This window comes from Streptomyces tubbatahanensis, from assembly GCF_022699385.1.
GTDB classification, from domain to species: domain Bacteria; phylum Actinomycetota; class Actinomycetes; order Streptomycetales; family Streptomycetaceae; genus Streptomyces; species Streptomyces diacarni.
This window is the reverse complement of sequence record NZ_CP093846.1, coordinates 3924298-3939838: the sequence shown is the minus strand read 5'-3', so window position 1 is coordinate 3939838 and position 15541 is coordinate 3924298. Positions and strand designations below refer to the sequence as shown.

The following is a 15541-nucleotide window of genomic DNA, read 5'->3' as shown; positions in this document are numbered from 1 at the left end:
GATCGGTCGGTCGGTAGCGTGCCGCAGCCTGATCAGTCGGCAAGCTGGCTGGTCAGGCGGTCGGCCTGCTGGCCAGTCGGCCGACCGACCGGGGATCGCGCCGGAAAACACCGGCGCCGAGAAATCAGGGGGCTCGCATGTCATCGGTGACAACGCCGCCGCTCAGCCGGCGGGCCGGGGAGGGGAAGGACCCCGCGGGGTCCGCGCCGGGTGGCGCCTCGCCCGAGGAGGAGGCCGCGCTCCAGGCCGCCTTCGACGCGGCCGTCGCCGCCGAGGAACGCATCGAGCCGCGCGATTGGATGCCGGACGCCTACCGCGCCACGCTCGTCCGGCAGATCGCCCAGCACGCCCACTCCGAGATCATCGGTATGCAGCCGGAGGCCAACTGGATCACGCGCGCGCCGTCCCTGCGCCGCAAGGCGATCCTGATGGCCAAGGTGCAGGACGAGGCGGGCCACGGCCTCTACCTCTACGGCGCGGCCGAGACGCTGGGCACGGGACGCGAGCAGCTGCTCGACAAGCTGCACGCCGGCCGCCAGAAGTACTCCTCCATCTTCAACTACCCCACCCTGACCTGGGCCGACGTCGGCGCGATCGGCTGGCTGGTGGACGGCGCGGCGATCACCAACCAGGTGCCGCTGTGCCGCTGCTCCTACGGCCCCTACGCCCGCGCCATGGTGCGTATCTGCAAGGAGGAGTCCTTCCACCAGCGTCAGGGGTATGAGCTGCTGCTGGCCCTCTCCCGCGGCACCGAGGCACAGCACGCGATGGCGCAGGACGCGGTGGACCGCTGGTGGTGGCCCTCGCTGATGATGTTCGGCCCGCCCGACGAGGAGTCCGCACACAGCGCCCGGTCCATGGAGTGGAAGATCAAGCGGCACTCCAACGACGAGCTGCGGCAGCGTTTCGTCGACATCTGCGTCCCCCAGGCCGAGGCTCTCGACCTCACCCTCCCCGACCCCGAGCTGCGCTGGAACGAGGAGCGGGGGCACTGGGACTTCGGTGCGATCGACTGGCAGGAGTTCCGCGACGTCCTTGCGGGCAACGGGCCGTGCAACGACCAGCGGCTGCACCGGCGTCGCGCGGCGCACGAGGACGGCGCCTGGGTCCGCGAGGCGGCGGCCGCCCACGCCGCCAAGCAGGCGGCCCGAAGGACGGCACCTGACCCCGCGCCTCCGGCCGCCGGCACCGAGCCACCGACCCGCCCAGCCGAGCAGAGCCGGCAGCCCCACACATCCGAGCACGGTCCGCAGCCGCACACGGACGAACCCACCCCGCAGCCCCGCACAACCGAGCGCGACCCGCAAACGCGAGCAAACGAACCCGCACAGCAGGCCCGAGCAGACGAACCCGCACAGCGAGGAGTTGAGCACAGCTCATGAGCGCCAACTGGCCTCTGTGGGAGGTCTTCGTACGCAGCAGGCGCGGCCTCTCGCACACCCACGCAGGAAGCCTGCACGCCCCGGACGCCCAGATGGCTCTCCGCAACGCGCGGGACCTGTTCACCCGCCGCTCCGAAGGTGTCTCCCTGTGGGTGGTCCCCTCCCGTGAGATCACCGCTTCCTCACCCGACGAGAAGGACCCCTTCTTCGCCCCCGCGGCCGACAAGCCCTACCGTCACCCGACGTTCTACGAGGTCCCGGAAGGGGTGCGGAACCTGTGAGCGCCACCACGCCCCCTGCCACCCTCGCCGCTCTCCCCCTCGGGGACGACGCGCTGATCCTCTCCCACCGCCTCGGCGAATGGGCGGGCCACGCCCCTGTGCTGGAGGAGGAGGTGGCGCTGGCCAACATCGCGCTGGACCTGCTGGGCCAGGCCCGTGCACTGTACGCCGAACTGGCCGACGTGCTCGGCAGCGAGGATGAGATCGCCTACCTACGGGAGGAACGGGCCTTCCTCAACTGCCAGCTGGTGGAGCAGCCCAACGGGGATTTCGCGCACACCCTCGTCCGCCAGCTGTTCTTCTCCACCTACCAGCAGCCGCTCTACGCCCAGTTGGCCACCTCGCTCCCGCTGGCCGCCAAGGCGGTGCGGGAGGTCGCCTACCACCGTGACCACGCCGAGCAGTGGACGCTGCGCCTGGGTGACGGCACGGAGGAGAGCCACGCCCGCACCCAACGCGCCGTCGACGCGCTGTGGAGGTACACGGGTGAGCTGTTCGAGCCGGTCGAGGGGCTGGACGTCCGCTGGGCGGATCTGGAGGAGGAGTGGGACGCCGGCATCCGCGAGGTGTTCGGGCAGGCGGGGCTGGCGGTGCCCGACAGTCCGCGCCACGGCGCCTGGTCGGCCGGGGCGGGCCGCCAAGGAGTGCACACCGAGCCGTTCGGCCGGATGCTCGCCGAGATGCAGCACCTGCACCGCAGCCACCCGGGGGCGACATGGTGACGGGACATCCCCCCCACGACCCGACCGCCGGCCCGCCCTCCCACTCCCACTCCCACCCCCCCTCCCGCTCTCGCTCCCTCTCCTTCGCCGAGCTGGCGGGCGCGGTGCCCGATCCCGAGCTGCCGGTGGTCACGCTCGCCGAGCTGGGCGTGCTGCGGCGGGTGACCGAACCCGAGCCCGGCCACGTCCTGGTCGAGCTGACTCCGACCTACACCGGGTGCCCCGCGATCGAGGCGATGAGCACCGATATCGAGGGGGCGCTCCGGGAGGCCGGGGCCGAGCGGGTCGAGGTCCGCACCGTGCTCACCCCGCCCTGGTCGAGCGACGACCTCACCGAGGAGGGCCGCCGCAAGCTCGCCGCGTACGGCGTCGCGCCGCCACGGGAGGGCGCCCGCACCCGCGGACCCGTTCTGGTGGGTCTCTCCCCCACCCACCGCGTCCGGCCCGGCGCCCAGGAAGAGCGTGGGCCCACGTCCGCCCCCGGCCCCGGCCCCGTCCACTGCCCGCACTGCGGCTCCGCCGAGACGACGGAGCTGAGCCGGTTCTCCTCCACGGCCTGCAAGGCCCTGCGCCGCTGTGAGAGCTGCCGGGAGCCGTTCGACCACTTCAAGGAGGTGTGAGGGGTGCCGGTCTTCCACCCGCTGCGCGTCCAGTCGATCGAACGTCTCACCGACGACGCGGCAGCCCTCACCCTCGCCGTCCCACCCGAGCTGCGCGAGACCTACGGCTACGCCGCGGGCCAGCACATCGCGCTGCGGCGGGTGACCGAGTACGGGGAGGAGATCCGCCGCACCTACTCGCTGTGCGCCCCCGCCCGCTCCCGGCCCGACACACTGCGGGTCGGTATCCGGCTGGTGGAGGGCGGCGAGTTCTCCACCTACGCCCTCAAGGAGTTGACCGAGGGCGGCACGGTCGAGGCGCTGCCACCGACGGGACGTTTCGTCCTCGCGCCGCGACCGGGACGGTTCGCCGCTGTCGTCGGCGGCAGCGGCATCACACCCGTCCTCTCCATCGCCGCCACGTTGCTGGAAAGGGAGAGCGAGGCCCGGTTCTGCCTGATACGCAGCGACCGGACGGCGGACTCGACGATGTTCCTGGAAGAGGTGGCCGACCTCAAGGACCGCTATCCCGACCGCTTTCACCTGGTCACGGCCCTCTCCCGCGAGGAGCAGCACAGCGGTCTGCCCTCCGGCCGCCTCGACCGCGACCGGCTGACCGCGCTGCTGCCCGCACTCCTGTCACCTCCCGGCGTGCGCGAGATGGACGGCTGGTATCTGTGCGGCCCCCTGGGTCTGGTCGACGGCGCGGCCAAGGCGCTGCGCACACTGGGAGTCCCGCGCACGCGCGTCCACCAGGAGATCTTCCACGCGGACGAAGCGGACGAGTCGGGTGACAGGGTCGGCGCGAACGGCGCGGTCACCGGCTCCGCACCCCGGTCCGCGAAGGGAGCGTCCGCGGCGATCGCCGGCTCCGCAACCGTGAACGCCACCCTCGGCGGCCGGGGTGGCAGCTGGTCCGCCCGTGAGGGGGAGACCCTGCTGGAGACGGTCCTGCGCAACCGCACCGACGCGCCCTACGCCTGCAAGGGCGGCGTGTGCGGAACCTGCCGGGCCCGCCTCGTCGACGGCCAGGTCACGATGGACCGCAACTTCGCCCTGGAAGAGGAGGAGATCGAGGCGGGCTACGTCCTGGCCTGCCAGTCCCACCCGACCACCCGGGAGGTGGCCCTCGACTTCGACGGGTGACGGCCAGAGGCGGGCAGCCTCTTCCCGCTGGCCCCTCGGTTCCCCCTGGCCGTGTTCCCCTGGTTCCTCGGGTTCCCATGCCCCCTGCTTCCTCTCGTTCCGCCCTGCTCCCCCCCTTGGTCCCTCTGGCTAACGGCGCGCACTCGTCGTAACCTGACGGCCCATCAGCTACGGGCGTCGGCCAGAGGGCGGTGCGGCATGGACTTCGGGTTCAGTGAGGAGCAGGAGGCGGCTCGCGAGGCAGCGAAGGGAGTCTTCGCGCACGTGGCGGTCGACGCCGTGCCGAGTCCGGCGCTGTCACCCGGAGCGGTCGCCGACGACTTCGACCGCGACCTGTGGGGCCGGCTCGCCCAGGCCGACCTCCTCGGTCTCACCGTGCCTGCGCGGCACGGCGGCGCGGGGCTGGACGCGGTGGCGCTGTGCCTGGTGCTGCGCGAGGCAGGCCGGGTGCTGGCCCGGGTACCCCTGGTGGAGACCGGCGCGGCGGCACTCACCCTGGCCGAGTACGGCGGTGAAGAGCTGTGCGCCAGGTTGCTCCCCCGCATCGCACGCGGCGAACTGGCGCTGACCGTCGCCGGCCAGGGGGCGAGCGGGCACGAACGGCCGGAACTCGCCGTCTCGGCGCGGCCCTTCTCGGACGAGGAGGGAGAAGAGGGCCGCGGCTGGGTGCTGGAAGGGGTGCAGACAGCCGTGCCCTGGGGACGGACGGCTGACCTGATCGTCGTCCCCGCGCACACGGCGGACGGCCGGCCGCTGCTGGCCGTCCTCGCTCCGGGCGCCACCTCGGGCGGCGTCACCCTGGACGAGCAGGCGTCCACCAACGGCGAGCCTTACGCCAGGTTGCGGCTGGACGCCGTGCGGGTAACGGCCGATGACGTGATCGAGGACGCCGCAGCCCCGGCCCACCTCCAGCGCCTGCTGACCACGGGCACCTGCGCGCTGGCGCTCGGGCTGGGCAGCAAGGTGCTGGAGATGACCAGCGCGTACGTCAGCGGACGCGAGCAGTTCGGGTTCCCCGTCGCCACGTTCCAGGCGGTGGCCGTACAGTCCGCCGATCGCTACATCGACCTGCGCGCGATGGAAGCGACGCTGTGGCAGGCGGCGTGGCGGCTCGATCCGGCGGAGGTGGCGGTCGCCAAGATGTGGGCATCGGACGGGGTCCGTCGCCTCGTGCAGACGGCACAGCACCTGCACGGCGGGATGGGCGCCGACACCGACTATCCGCTGCACCGCTTCCATGCCTGGGCCAAGCAGTGGGAGCTGTCCTACGGTTCGGCGGCGGCCCACGAGGAGGCGCTGGGCGAGCTGTTGGCCGCCCAGGAACCGGCCTGAGCCGCCCTGAGCCGCCCCTGCGCCGCCCTGAGCCGCGCGAAGCCGACCCCTGGCCGACGGAAGGGTCGTCAGGCGACGAAGGCGGGGTCGTTGTCACCCACCAGGGGGCGTCCGGCGCTTTCCCAGGCGAGCATGCCGCCGTCCACGTTGACGGCGGCCACCCCCTGTTGGGCGAGGTAGGCGGCGACCTGGGCCGAACGTCCGCCGACCCGGCAGACGACGTACACGCGCTCGCTCTCACCCAGTCGTTCGGTCAGCTCGCCCTGGCGGGCGACGAATTCGCTCATCGGAATGTGCAACGCGCCCTCGGCACGTCCGGCTGCCCACTCGTCGTCCTCACGGACGTCGAGCAGCAGCGCCTCGGACGGCACGGAGGCGGCGTCGATCTGCGGTACCTGTCCGGGAAGGGCGTTCATCCCCTGGTCTCCCTGTTCTCCCTGGCCCGGATTTTTCGGGCGTTCCTTGTGGTTCGTCGGCGTTTACGGGCGGGTGGGCGCGCTGATCAGCGTTCCGTCGGACGGTCCAAGCCGGCCGAGCCGGGGGGGCCGGCGGAGCCGACAAGCCCGGCAGAGCCGACAGGCCCGGCAGAACTGGCTGGGAGAGCGCGCTCGCTGCTGCCGCGCGTGGGCGGCACGCTCACGACTCCCGCAACCGGGCGAGTTCGCTCTCGCGTTCCGACACCTGTCCGAGCAGCTGCTCGGCGATCTCTTCCAGCAGCGTGTCGGGGTCGTCGGGGGCCAGCTTCAGCATGGCGCCGATCGCGCTCTCCTCCAGTTCGGCGGCCATCTGCGCGAGCACCTCCTTGCGCTGGGCCAGCCACTCCAGACGGGCATACAGCTCTTCGCTGCGCAGCAGTTCGACCAGCGGCTCAGGGAGCGGACCCGCCTCCCACTCCTCGGCGAGCGCGGCGAGCGCGGTCGCGTCACCGTCCGCGTACGCCTTGTTCACCCGTACGAGGAAGGCTTCGCGGCGCTCGCGTTCGGCCTCGTCCTGGGTGAGGTCGGGGTGCGCCTTGCGGACGAGATCGCGGTAGGCCTTGCGGGCCTCCTCGCTGGGCCGCACCCGGCTGGGCGGGCTGACGGGCTGCTCGTTGAGCATCGCCTGGGCCTCGGGGAGCATGCCGCTGGAGTCGATCCAGCCGAAGAAGAGCTCCTCGACCTCGGGCATGGGCAGCACGGCGCCGCGCTTCTCGTCGGCCTTGCGGATGTCGTCCGGGTCGCCGGTGCGGGCGGCGATCGCCTCGGCGATCTGCGCGTCCAGTTCGTCGAGGCGGGCGTAGACGGGGCCCAGCCGCTGGTGGTGCAGCCGGGAGAAGTTCTCGACCTCCACCCGGAAGGTCTCGACGGCGATCTCGTACTCGATCAGCGCGTGCTCCGCGGCGCGGACGGCCTTCTCCAGCCGCTCGGTTCCCGGTTCCTCACGTGGGGGTTCTTCACGAGTGGGTTCTTCACGAATGGGACTCTCCGCCGCATCCGCATCCGCATCCGCATCCGCACCCGCATCCGTACGCCACGCATCCGCGTCCATACGCGACGCATCCGCGTCCGTACGCACCGGATCCGGGTTCACCTGCGAGGTGTCCTCGCTCGAGTGCGGAGGGTCCTCGTTCGCCTGCGCGGGGGAGTTGGCGTTCATCGCGTCCACCCTACGACCGCCGCACGCGGCCTCACTCGCGGAACGCGTCCGGGCAGCGGTTCCCGGTTTCCGTCAGGTGGGAGTCGGCCCAGCGGGTGAGCTCGACCATGGCGGGCCGCAGGGCGTGGCCGGAGTCGGTGAGGCTGTAGCTGACCCGCAGCGGCGGCCCCTCCTGGACGGCGCGGGAGACGAGACCGAGCGCCGCGAGTTCGGTCAGCCGGTCGGAGAGCATGCGCTCACTGATGCCGGGCACGGCGCGGCGCAGTTCGGCGAAGTGTCCCGGGCCGCTCATCAGCGCGGCCAGGATCAGCCCCGTCCAGCGCTTGCCCAGCAGGTGGAAGACGCGCGTGATGGCGCTCTCCGGCTCGGTGCAGGCGGCCGCGGCCGAGCGGTCCAGGGTCGGGTCGGGGTCCGGGGCTGGGGGCGGGGGCGGAAGATCGAGCTTTCCAGGCTCTGACATGGCTCCATCGTACTGCGCCCACACAAGGTGGTGCAGAAAAGTAAGTGACTGTGCTATACATAGTTACGCGGAAACTTACCTCAGCTTACGAAGCACTAGGAGCTCTCCATGGCCACCCTCCTCCACATCGACTCGTCCGTGCATCCGCACGAGGCCTCGGTCTCCCGTGACGTCGCCGCTTCCTTCCGCAAGGCCTGGGAGGCCGAGCACCCGGACGGAAAGGTGATCTACCGCGACCTGGGCACCGACCCGGTGCCGCACCTGGAGGGTCCGGCCGCCGTGGCGGGTTTCGTCGCCCCCGCGGAGCACACCCCCGAGCAGGCCGAGGCCTTCAAGCTCCGTGACGAGCTGACGAGCGAGTTCGAGCAGGCGGACGCGGTGCTGATCGGCGCCCCGATGTACAACTACACGATTCCCTCCACGCTGAAGGCGTGGCTGGACCACGTGATCGTCATGGGCCGCACCACCGCTTCGCCCACCAGGACCGCGGCGGGCAAGCCGGCCACCGTCGTGGCCAGCCGCGGCGGCGGCTACGGTCCGGGCACCCCCCGCGAGAGCTTCGAGTTCGTGCTGACCTACCTGGACAAGGTTCTGGGGGAGTCGGGCTTCGGTCTGGACGCGGAGTACATCGTCCCGGAACTCACGCTGGCCGAGGGCAACCCGGCCATGGCGGACCTGGTGGACATGGCGAAGGCCTCCCGCGCCCAGGCCCACGAGGCGGCGGAGCTGCGCGGCAAGGCGCTGGCGGCCCGGTTCGCCAACTGAGCGGTCGATCGGCCCGCATGCACCCCACCGAACGGTCGGCTGCCCCTCCCGCCCTCCTGGTGGAGTCAGGGCGCCTGGCTCCCTGACCCCCAGGCCGAGCAGCCGGCCGACCGGTACCCCGGCCCGTCAACACGGAGCGTGCAACCGCACATGCGGCCCGCACGCTCCGTTCGCGCACGCCCACACCGACCGAAGCAGGGGACCGGCCCGGAACACGCGCCCCTCCGAAGCATGTGACCGACCCGACACGGGCCGACTCCGACAGACGCGACCCACTCGACAGGCACAACCCGTCGGCACGCACAACCCGCCAACGAGGCCCAACCCGTCGGCAGGCACGACCCGCTCGACGGAAACGACCCGCTCGACGGGAACGACCGGCTCGACGGCCATGGAGCTCATACGACGAAGGCCTCATCGGGTTCCCGATGAGGCCTTCGTCTCTGTGTGCGCGAGGGGGGAGTTGAACCCCCACGTCCTTTCGGACACTGGAACCTGAATCCAGCGCGTCTGCCTATTCCGCCACCCGCGCATTGGGTGTTGCCGGCTCGTCCGGTGCGGGCGCCTGCCGACATCCAGAAGATTAGCACGTCGAGCGGGGTGGATTCACATCCGTATTCGGGCCCCCTCCCGACCCGTCCTCCGCCTCTCCCCGCACGCTTCCCGCCCTGACAGCGCACGCCCCCCAACCAGGACGCGGCACGCTTCCTGCCCAGACGGCGCGCGCTCCCAGCCACGGCCCGGCACGCCCCCCGCCACGGCGCGGCACGCTCCCGACCAGGACGCGAGCACGGCACAACCCCGCCACACCACGCCACACGCCGTCACCCCACGGCACAACCCGTCACCCCACGGCACAACCCGGCCGCCGCCCTGGCGCGGCCATGGCGCGGCCCTGGCGCGGCCGGTGCGGGACTCAGTACGAGAACCCCCCGATCCATGCGACGCTGTAGGGCGGTACGGACAACTGTGGGCGGGGGCCGCGCGCGAACCACTGTGAGGGGCAACACTTGAGCACCGGGCCCCACTGGGGAACCAGTCGATTTCCCCGCGCGTGGATACGATCAGTAAGCAGTACCGCAGGAGCACTGTGCCCGTACTCGGGGGGACACTGGGAAGCGGACTGGAGGCCGACCCGGTCGGCTAGGTCCGAGAGCATCTGGGAAGGAGGTGCGTCGTGGGAGTTCTGAAGCGGTTCGAGCAGCGGCTCGAAGGCCTCGTCAACGGCACCTTCGCGAAGGTGTTCAAGTCCGAAGTGCAACCCGTCGAGATCGCGGGCGCCCTCCAGCGCGAGTGCGACAACAACGCCACGATCTGGAACCGAGAGCGCACGGTCGTCCCCAACGACTTCATCGTCGAGCTGAGTCCGCCCGACTACGAGCGGCTGAGCCCCTACTCGGGCCAGCTCGGGGACGAACTCGCCAGCATGGTGCGGGACTACGCCAAGCAGCAGCGCTACACGTTCATGGGGCCGATCAAGGTCCATCTGGAGAAGGCCGACGATCTGGACACCGGCCTGTACCGGGTGCGCAGCCGCACTCTCGCCTCCAGCACCTCCCAGCCGCAGCCCGCCCAGGCCCAGCGCGCTCCGGACCGGCCCGGTGCCGCGGGGAACGGCGGCTACGGCTACCCGCCCCGCCCCTCCTCCGCGCCGCCGTCGGCGCCTCCCGCGCCCTCCTCCCCGCCGCCGTACGCGCCGGGTCCCGCCGGTGCGGCGGGGCCGCTGCCGGGCACCGAGACGCGGCGCTGGGTCGAGATCAACGGCAACCGCCACCAGATCTCGGGTCCGACGCTGGTGCTGGGCCGCAGCACGGAGGCCGACGTGCGGATCGACGACCCCGGGGTCTCGCGCCGGCACTGCGAGATCCGCGCGGGCAGCCCCTCCTCCATCCAGGATCTGGGCTCCACGAACGGCATCGTGGTGGACGGACAGCACACACAGCGCGCTACGCTCCGCGACGGCTCACGCATCGTCGTGGGCAGTACGACGATCATTTACCGGCAAGCCGAAGGGTGAAGCGGGGGCAATGTCAGAGCTGACCCTCACGGTCATGCGGTTGGGGTTTCTCGCCGTACTGTGGCTGTTCGTCATCGTGTCCATCCAGGTCATCAGGAGTGACCTGTTCGGCACCAGGGTGACGCAGCGCACCACCCGTCGCGCCGACCAGCGTCCCGCTCAGCGGGCACAGCCGCAGCAGCCACCGCAGCAGGGTGGCGGCCGGCGCGGGCGCGGCGCGGGCCGCAACGCCCCCACCAAGCTCGTGGTGTCCGAGGGGTCGCTCACGGGAACGACGGTGGCGCTCCAGGGGCAGACGATCACCCTGGGCCGCGCGCACGACTCCACGATCGTGCTGGACGACGACTACGCGTCCTCGCGGCATGCCAGGATCTACCCGGACCGTGACGGCAGGTGGATCGTCGAGGATCTCGGGTCGACCAACGGCACGTATCTCGACCGCACCCGGCTCACCACACCGACGCCGATCCCGCTCGAAGCGCCGATCCGCATCGGCAAGACGGTCATCGAGCTGCGGAAGTAGTACCGACATGACGACCGGAGGGTGGGCACCGTGCGGATGTACCCGGAGCCGACGGGCGAGGTGCGCATGAGCCTGTCACTGCGCTTTGCCGCCGGATCACACGACGGCATGATCCGCGAGCACAACGAGGACTCCGGCTATGCCGGTCCCCGGCTGCTCGCGGTCGCCGACGGCATGGGCGGCCAGGCCGCCGGCGAGGTCGCCTCCTCGGAGGTGATCTCCGCCATGGTCCAGCTCGACGAGGACATTCCCGGCTCGGACATCCTCACCTCGCTCGGCACCACGGTGCAGCGCGCCAACGATCAGCTGCGGCTGATGGTCGAGGAGGACCCGCAGCTGGAGGGCATGGGCACGACGCTCACGGCCCTGCTGTGGACGGGGCAGCGCCTCGGGCTGGTCCACGTCGGCGACTCGCGGGCCTATCTGCTGCGCGAGGGGCAGCTCACCCAGATCACGCAGGACCACACCTGGGTGCAGCGGCTGGTGGACGAGGGCCGCATCACCGAGGAGGAGGCCACCACGCACCCGCAGCGCTCGCTGCTGATGCGCGCGCTGGGCAGTGGTGACCACGTCGAGCCCGATCTGTCGATCCGCGAGGTGCGCGCGGGGGACCGCTACCTGCTGTGCTCCGACGGGCTGTCGGCCGTCGTCTCGCACCAGACGATCGAGGAGACGCTGGCCGGCTACCACGGCCCGCAGGACACCGTGCAGGAGCTGATCCAGCTCGCGCTGCGCGGCGGTGGCCCCGACAACATCACCTGCATCGTCGCCGACGTCCTGGATGTCGACCACGAGGACACGCTGCACACCCAGCTCAACGACACCCCGGTCATCGTCGGCGCGGTCGCCGAGACGCAGCAGCAGTTGGCGGGCGGCGCGCTGGGCAGCACTCCGGCGGCCCGCGCCGCCGAGCTGGGCCGCGGCCAGGGTGTGCCCCCGCAGGGGCAGCCGGGCGCCCCGGAGGGGTTCGGACCGCCGAGCGGCGATCCGGCGGCGCCCGCGGGCGCGTTCGGTCCGTTCGCCGACGAGGACTTCACCAAGCCGGGCAAGGGCGGCAAGGGCAGGTGGATCAAGCGTTCGCTGTGGATCGTCCTGGCGCTGGCCGTGGTGGGCGGCGGTCTGTACGGCGGCTACCGCTGGACGCAGACGCAGTACTACGTGGGCGCCAACGGTGATCACGTCGCGCTCTACCGCGGCATCAGCCAGGAGCTGGCCGGTGTCTCGCTGCACAAGGTCGACGAGGACCGCCCCGACGTCGAACTCAAGTACCTGCCGGTCTTCCAGCGCAGCCAGGTCGAGGAGACCATCGCGCTGAACGACCGGGGCGAGGCCAAGGACAAGCTCACCGAACTGGGCGAGCAGGCCGAGGTCTGCCGGATCGTCGCCGAGCAGAAGAAGCAGCCCAAGAACTCCGACAAGGGGGACAAGGAGGACAAGGGCGGCAAGGGTTCCGACAAGTCCGAGAAGCAGCGCAAGGACGAGCAGAACCGGCCCGGTGACGCCACCACAGGCGGCGGGGTCGGCACCGGGACCGGCAACGCCGGCGCGGACAAGGGGAACGCCGGCGTCGGCGCGGCCACCCACACCGCCTTCACCTCCGGCTCCACCCACGACACCACTGGCGCCGCCTCCGACGCTCCGTCGCCGAGCCCCAAGCTCACGAAGGAGCAGCAGGATCTGGCCAAGCAGTGCACCGCGCCGTAGGGGGCGGCACAGGCATGAGCAACCTCACCACCACCACGGGCAGCAACACCACCGTGTCCTCCGGCGGCCTGCCGAGCCGCCGCAACACGGAGCTGGCGATGCTCGTCTTCGCCGTGCTGATCCCGGTCTTCGCGTACGCCAACGTGGGTCTGGCGATCAACGACAAGCTGCCCTCGGGCATGCTCGGCTACGGCTTCGGGATGGTGCTGCTGGCCGGTGTGGGGCACCTGGTGGTGCGCCGCTACGCGCCCTACGCCGATCCGCTGCTGCTGCCGCTGGCCACGCTGCTCAACGGCCTGGGTCTGGTGCTGATCTGGCGTCTCGACCAGTCCGAGCGGCTGCACCAGCGCGCCGAGAACCTCTTCGGCTCGTTCACCCCCGACGCCCCCAAGCAGCTGCTGTACTCGGCTATCGGGCTGGCGCTGTTCGTGGCGATCCTGCTGTTCCTCAAGGATCACCGGGTGCTGCAGCGCTACACGTACATCTCCATGGCCGTCGGCCTGGTGCTGCTGGTGCTGCCGGTCTTCTTCAAGCCGGTCAACGGCGCGCGGATCTGGGTCAGTATCGGCCCGATCAACCTCCAGCCGGGTGAGTTCGTCAAGATCATCATCGCGATCTTCTTCGCGGGTTATCTGATGGTGAAACGGGACGCCCTGGCGCTGGCCTCCCGCCGCTTCATGGGCCTGTACCTGCCGCGCGGGCGCGACCTGGGGCCGATCCTGGTGATCTGGGGCCTCAGCCTGATGATCCTGGTCTTCGAGACCGACCTGGGCACCTCGCTGCTGTTCTTCGGCCTCTTCGTGATCATGCTGTACGTCGCCACCGAGCGGACCAGCTGGATCGTCTTCGGCCTGCTCCTGTCGGCCGGCGGCGCCTCCCTCGTGGCCACGTTCGAACCGCACGTGCAAGACCGCGTCCAGGCCTGGCTGCACCCCTTCTCGCAGGAGGTCATCCAGGCCACCGGCAGCGACCAGATCGCCCAGGCGCTGTGGGCGTTCGGCTCGGGCGGGGTGCTCGGCACCGGCTGGGGCCAGGGCAACTCCGACCTGATCGGCTTCGCCGCCAACTCCGACTTCATCCTCGCCACGGTCGGCGAGGAACTCGGCCTCACCGGCATGATGGCCGTCCTGCTGCTGTACGGGCTGATCGTCGAGCGCGGCGTCCGTACGGCGCTCGCCGCCCGCGACCCGTTCGGCAAGCTGCTGGCCGTCGGCCTCTCCGGCGCCTTCGGGCTCCAGGTCTTCGTCGTCGCCGGCGGCGTCATGGGCCTGATCCCGCTGACCGGTATGACGATGCCGTTCCTGGCCTCCGGCGGCTCCTCCGTGATCGCCAACTGGGCGCTGATCGGCATTCTGCTGCGCGTCAGCGACACAGCCCGCCGCCCCGCGCCGGCCCCGGCGCCCTCACCCGACGCCGAAATGACTCAGGTGGTCCGCCCGTGAACAAGCCCCTGCGCCGGATCGCGATCTTCTGCGGTCTGCTCGTGATGGCCCTGCTCGTGCGGACGAACTGGCTGCAGTTCGTCCAGGCCGACGAGTTGAAGACCGACCCGGACAACAGACGCGTCTCCATCGCCCGGTACGCGCAGCCGCGCGGCAACATCATCGTGGACGGCAAGTCGGTCACCGGGTCAGCGGCCACCGACGGCACCGACTTCAAGTACAAGCGCACCTACAAGGACGGCAAGATGTGGGCGCCGGTCACCGGTTACGCCTCGCAGGCGTTCGGTGCCAACCAGCTGGAGAAGCTGTACGACCCCATCCTCACCGGCGACGACGACCGGCTGTTCTTCAACCGCACGATCGACATGGTCACCGGCAAGCCGCAGAAGGGCGGCAACGTCGTCACGACGCTGAGCGCCAAGGCGCAGAAGGCCGCCTACGACGGGCTCGGTGACAAGAAGGGCGCGGTCGCCGCGATCGACCCGTCGACGGGTGCCATCCTGGCGCTGGCCAACAAGCCCTCCTACGACGCGTCCGCGTTCGCCGGCAACGGCGACAAGGACAGCAAGGCGTGGACCGCCCTGCAGAAGAAGAACAACCCCGACGACCCGATGCTGAACCGGGCGCTGCGCCAGACCTACCCGCCGGGCTCGACCTTCAAGGTCGTCACCGCGGCGGCGGGGCTGGAGAGCGGCGACTACGACATCGACTCCAAGACGGACTCGCCCGACCCCTACAGGCTGCCGAACACCAGCAAGGACCTGGGCAACGAGGGCAACATCCCGCAGTGCGAGGACGCCAGCATCCGCGTGGCGCTGCAGTGGTCCTGCAACACCGTCTTCGCCAAGATGTCCGACGAGCTCGGCAACGACGAGATGATCAAGACGGCGGAGAAGTTCGGCTTCGAGAAGGACGTCGAGGGCGGCACGCTCGACCCGGACCTGGACACCCCGGTGCGGCCCGCCAAGAGCATCTACCCCAAGGACACCCGCCCGCAGAACGCCCAGGCGGGTATCGGCCAGGCCTCCAACCGCGCCACCCCGCTCCAGATGGCCATGGTCGCCTCTGCGGTCGCCAACGACGGCAAGCTGATGAAGCCGTACATGGTGGACAAGCTCGTCGCGCCCAACCTCAACACCGTCGAGCAGACCAAGCCGGAGGAGCTGAGCCAGCCGGTCTCGGCGGAGAACGCCCAGAAGCTCCAGTCGGCCATGGAGACGGTCGTGGAGAAGGGCACGGGAACCGCGGGCAAGATCCCGAACGTCACTGTCGGCGGCAAGACCGGTACCGCGCAGCACGGTGAGAACAACAAGGACAACCCGTACGCCTGGTTCATTTCGTACGCGAAGACGAGTGACGGATCTCCTGTGGCCGTCGCTGTAGTGGTGGAGAGTTCCGACACACTCCGCGACGACATCGCGGGTGGCAAGCTGGCGGCGCCGATCGCGAAGGACGTGATGGAGGCCGTCCTCGACGAGAAGCGGTGACATCGACCGGCGGCCTCGGGTGAGCCCGGTCACCACGACCACACCA

15 protein-coding genes and 1 tRNA gene are annotated in these 15541 nt (G+C 70.8%); 12 read left to right on the top strand and 4 right to left on the bottom strand.

Features of this window, described 5'->3' with window-relative positions; genetic code table 11:
* Positions 1-137 precede the first annotated feature (137 nt).
* The 6 genes from paaA (at position 138) to MMF93_RS16890 (ending at position 5462) form a co-directional block, all read left to right on the top strand.
* Positions 138-1382 carry a 1,2-phenylacetyl-CoA epoxidase subunit PaaA gene (paaA, locus tag MMF93_RS16915; RefSeq protein ID WP_242752479.1) on the top strand — a complete coding sequence of 415 codons (1245 nt, stop codon included), beginning with the start codon at positions 138-140 and terminating at the stop codon, positions 1380-1382.
* A complete protein-coding gene (gene paaB, locus MMF93_RS16910; protein ID WP_242752476.1) occupies positions 1379-1663 on the top strand; it encodes a 1,2-phenylacetyl-CoA epoxidase subunit PaaB in 285 nt (94 codons plus the stop codon). Before paaA ends, paaB begins: the two co-directional genes overlap by 4 nt.
* Positions 1660-2385, top strand: coding sequence for a 1,2-phenylacetyl-CoA epoxidase subunit PaaC (gene paaC / locus MMF93_RS16905; RefSeq protein ID WP_242752468.1), 726 nt, complete (start codon positions 1660-1662; stop codon positions 2383-2385). The genes paaB and paaC overlap by 4 nt, the downstream gene beginning before the upstream one ends.
* Positions 2379-3005, top strand: a complete 627-nt coding sequence (paaD, locus tag MMF93_RS16900) for a 1,2-phenylacetyl-CoA epoxidase subunit PaaD (RefSeq protein ID WP_423835456.1) — start codon at positions 2379-2381, stop codon at positions 3003-3005. Before paaC ends, paaD begins: the two co-directional genes overlap by 7 nt.
* A gap of 3 nt (positions 3006-3008) precedes the next feature.
* Positions 3009-4130: a 2Fe-2S iron-sulfur cluster-binding protein gene (locus MMF93_RS16895; RefSeq protein ID WP_242752462.1), complete on the top strand. Its 1122-nt coding sequence runs from the start codon at positions 3009-3011 to the stop codon at positions 4128-4130.
* Between the two features lie 198 nt (positions 4131-4328).
* Positions 4329-5462 (top strand): acyl-CoA dehydrogenase family protein, encoded by a 1134-nt coding sequence (locus tag MMF93_RS16890; RefSeq protein ID WP_242752460.1) that lies wholly within the window; start codon positions 4329-4331, stop codon positions 5460-5462.
* Positions 5463-5530: 68 nt separating this feature from the next.
* On the opposite strand, the gene MMF93_RS16885 is transcribed toward MMF93_RS16890, so the two are convergent.
* The 3 genes from MMF93_RS16885 to MMF93_RS16875 all read right to left on the bottom strand — a co-directional run bounded on the left by MMF93_RS16885 (position 5531) and on the right by MMF93_RS16875 (position 7557).
* Complete coding sequence (locus MMF93_RS16885; protein ID WP_242752457.1) at positions 5531-5878, bottom strand: rhodanese-like domain-containing protein; 348 nt, start codon at positions 5876-5878, stop codon at positions 5531-5533.
* Between the two features lie 220 nt (positions 5879-6098).
* Positions 6099-7097, bottom strand: coding sequence for a J domain-containing protein (locus tag MMF93_RS16880; RefSeq protein ID WP_242752454.1), 999 nt, complete (start codon positions 7095-7097; stop codon positions 6099-6101).
* Between the two features lie 31 nt (positions 7098-7128).
* The gene (locus tag MMF93_RS16875; RefSeq protein WP_242752452.1) at positions 7129-7557 is read right to left on the bottom strand and encodes a winged helix-turn-helix transcriptional regulator; all 429 of its coding nucleotides are present in this window, start codon (positions 7555-7557) and stop codon (positions 7129-7131) included.
* Positions 7558-7665: 108 nt separating this feature from the next.
* On the opposite strand from MMF93_RS16875, the gene MMF93_RS16870 reads away from it, so the two are divergent.
* On the top strand, positions 7666-8322 hold the full coding sequence (locus MMF93_RS16870) for an FMN-dependent NADH-azoreductase (RefSeq protein ID WP_242752451.1): 657 nt from the start codon (positions 7666-7668) through the stop codon (positions 8320-8322).
* Between the two features lie 448 nt (positions 8323-8770).
* Here MMF93_RS16870 and MMF93_RS16865 read toward each other — a convergent pair.
* Positions 8771-8854 (bottom strand) — tRNA-Leu (locus tag MMF93_RS16865).
* A gap of 645 nt (positions 8855-9499) precedes the next feature.
* Here MMF93_RS16865 and MMF93_RS16860 point away from each other — a divergent pair.
* From MMF93_RS16860 to MMF93_RS16840, 5 genes are read left to right on the top strand one after another with little or no spacing between them, the layout of a single operon-like run.
* Complete coding sequence (locus MMF93_RS16860; protein ID WP_242752450.1) at positions 9500-10339, top strand: FhaA domain-containing protein; 840 nt, start codon at positions 9500-9502, stop codon at positions 10337-10339.
* 10 nt (positions 10340-10349) lie between these two features.
* Positions 10350-10862, top strand: a complete 513-nt coding sequence (locus MMF93_RS16855; protein WP_114016820.1) for an FHA domain-containing protein FhaB/FipA — start codon at positions 10350-10352, stop codon at positions 10860-10862.
* Between the two features lie 21 nt (positions 10863-10883).
* Positions 10884-12566, top strand: coding sequence for a Stp1/IreP family PP2C-type Ser/Thr phosphatase (locus MMF93_RS16850; protein ID WP_423835455.1), 1683 nt, complete (start codon positions 10884-10886; stop codon positions 12564-12566).
* A gap of 14 nt (positions 12567-12580) precedes the next feature.
* Entirely contained in the window at positions 12581-14008 is a 1428-nt protein-coding gene (locus tag MMF93_RS16845) for an FtsW/RodA/SpoVE family cell cycle protein (protein WP_242752449.1), read from the top strand.
* Entirely contained in the window at positions 14005-15495 is a 1491-nt protein-coding gene (locus MMF93_RS16840; RefSeq protein WP_242752448.1) for a peptidoglycan D,D-transpeptidase FtsI family protein, read from the top strand. The genes MMF93_RS16845 and MMF93_RS16840 overlap by 4 nt, the downstream gene beginning before the upstream one ends.
* The last annotated feature ends 46 nt before the right edge of the window (positions 15496-15541 follow it).

Coding starts and splice junctions, on each gene's coding strand:
- MMF93_RS16875 (WP_242752452.1), bottom strand. CDS start 7,557: ATGTCAGAGCCTGGAAAGCTCGATCTTCCGCCCCCGCCCCCAGCCCCG.
- MMF93_RS16890 (WP_242752460.1), top strand. CDS start 4,329: ATGGACTTCGGGTTCAGTGAGGAGCAGGAGGCGGCTCGCGAGGCAGCG.
- MMF93_RS16870 (WP_242752451.1), top strand. CDS start 7,666: ATGGCCACCCTCCTCCACATCGACTCGTCCGTGCATCCGCACGAGGCC.
- MMF93_RS16885 (WP_242752457.1), bottom strand. CDS start 5,878: ATGAACGCCCTTCCCGGACAGGTACCGCAGATCGACGCCGCCTCCGTG.
- MMF93_RS16880 (WP_242752454.1), bottom strand. CDS start 7,097: ATGAACGCCAACTCCCCCGCGCAGGCGAACGAGGACCCTCCGCACTCG.
- MMF93_RS16855 (WP_114016820.1), top strand. CDS start 10,350: ATGTCAGAGCTGACCCTCACGGTCATGCGGTTGGGGTTTCTCGCCGTA.
- paaA (WP_242752479.1), top strand. CDS start 138: ATGTCATCGGTGACAACGCCGCCGCTCAGCCGGCGGGCCGGGGAGGGG.
- MMF93_RS16845 (WP_242752449.1), top strand. CDS start 12,581: ATGAGCAACCTCACCACCACCACGGGCAGCAACACCACCGTGTCCTCC.
- paaB (WP_242752476.1), top strand. CDS start 1,379: ATGAGCGCCAACTGGCCTCTGTGGGAGGTCTTCGTACGCAGCAGGCGC.
- paaD (WP_423835456.1), top strand. CDS start 2,379: ATGGTGACGGGACATCCCCCCCACGACCCGACCGCCGGCCCGCCCTCC.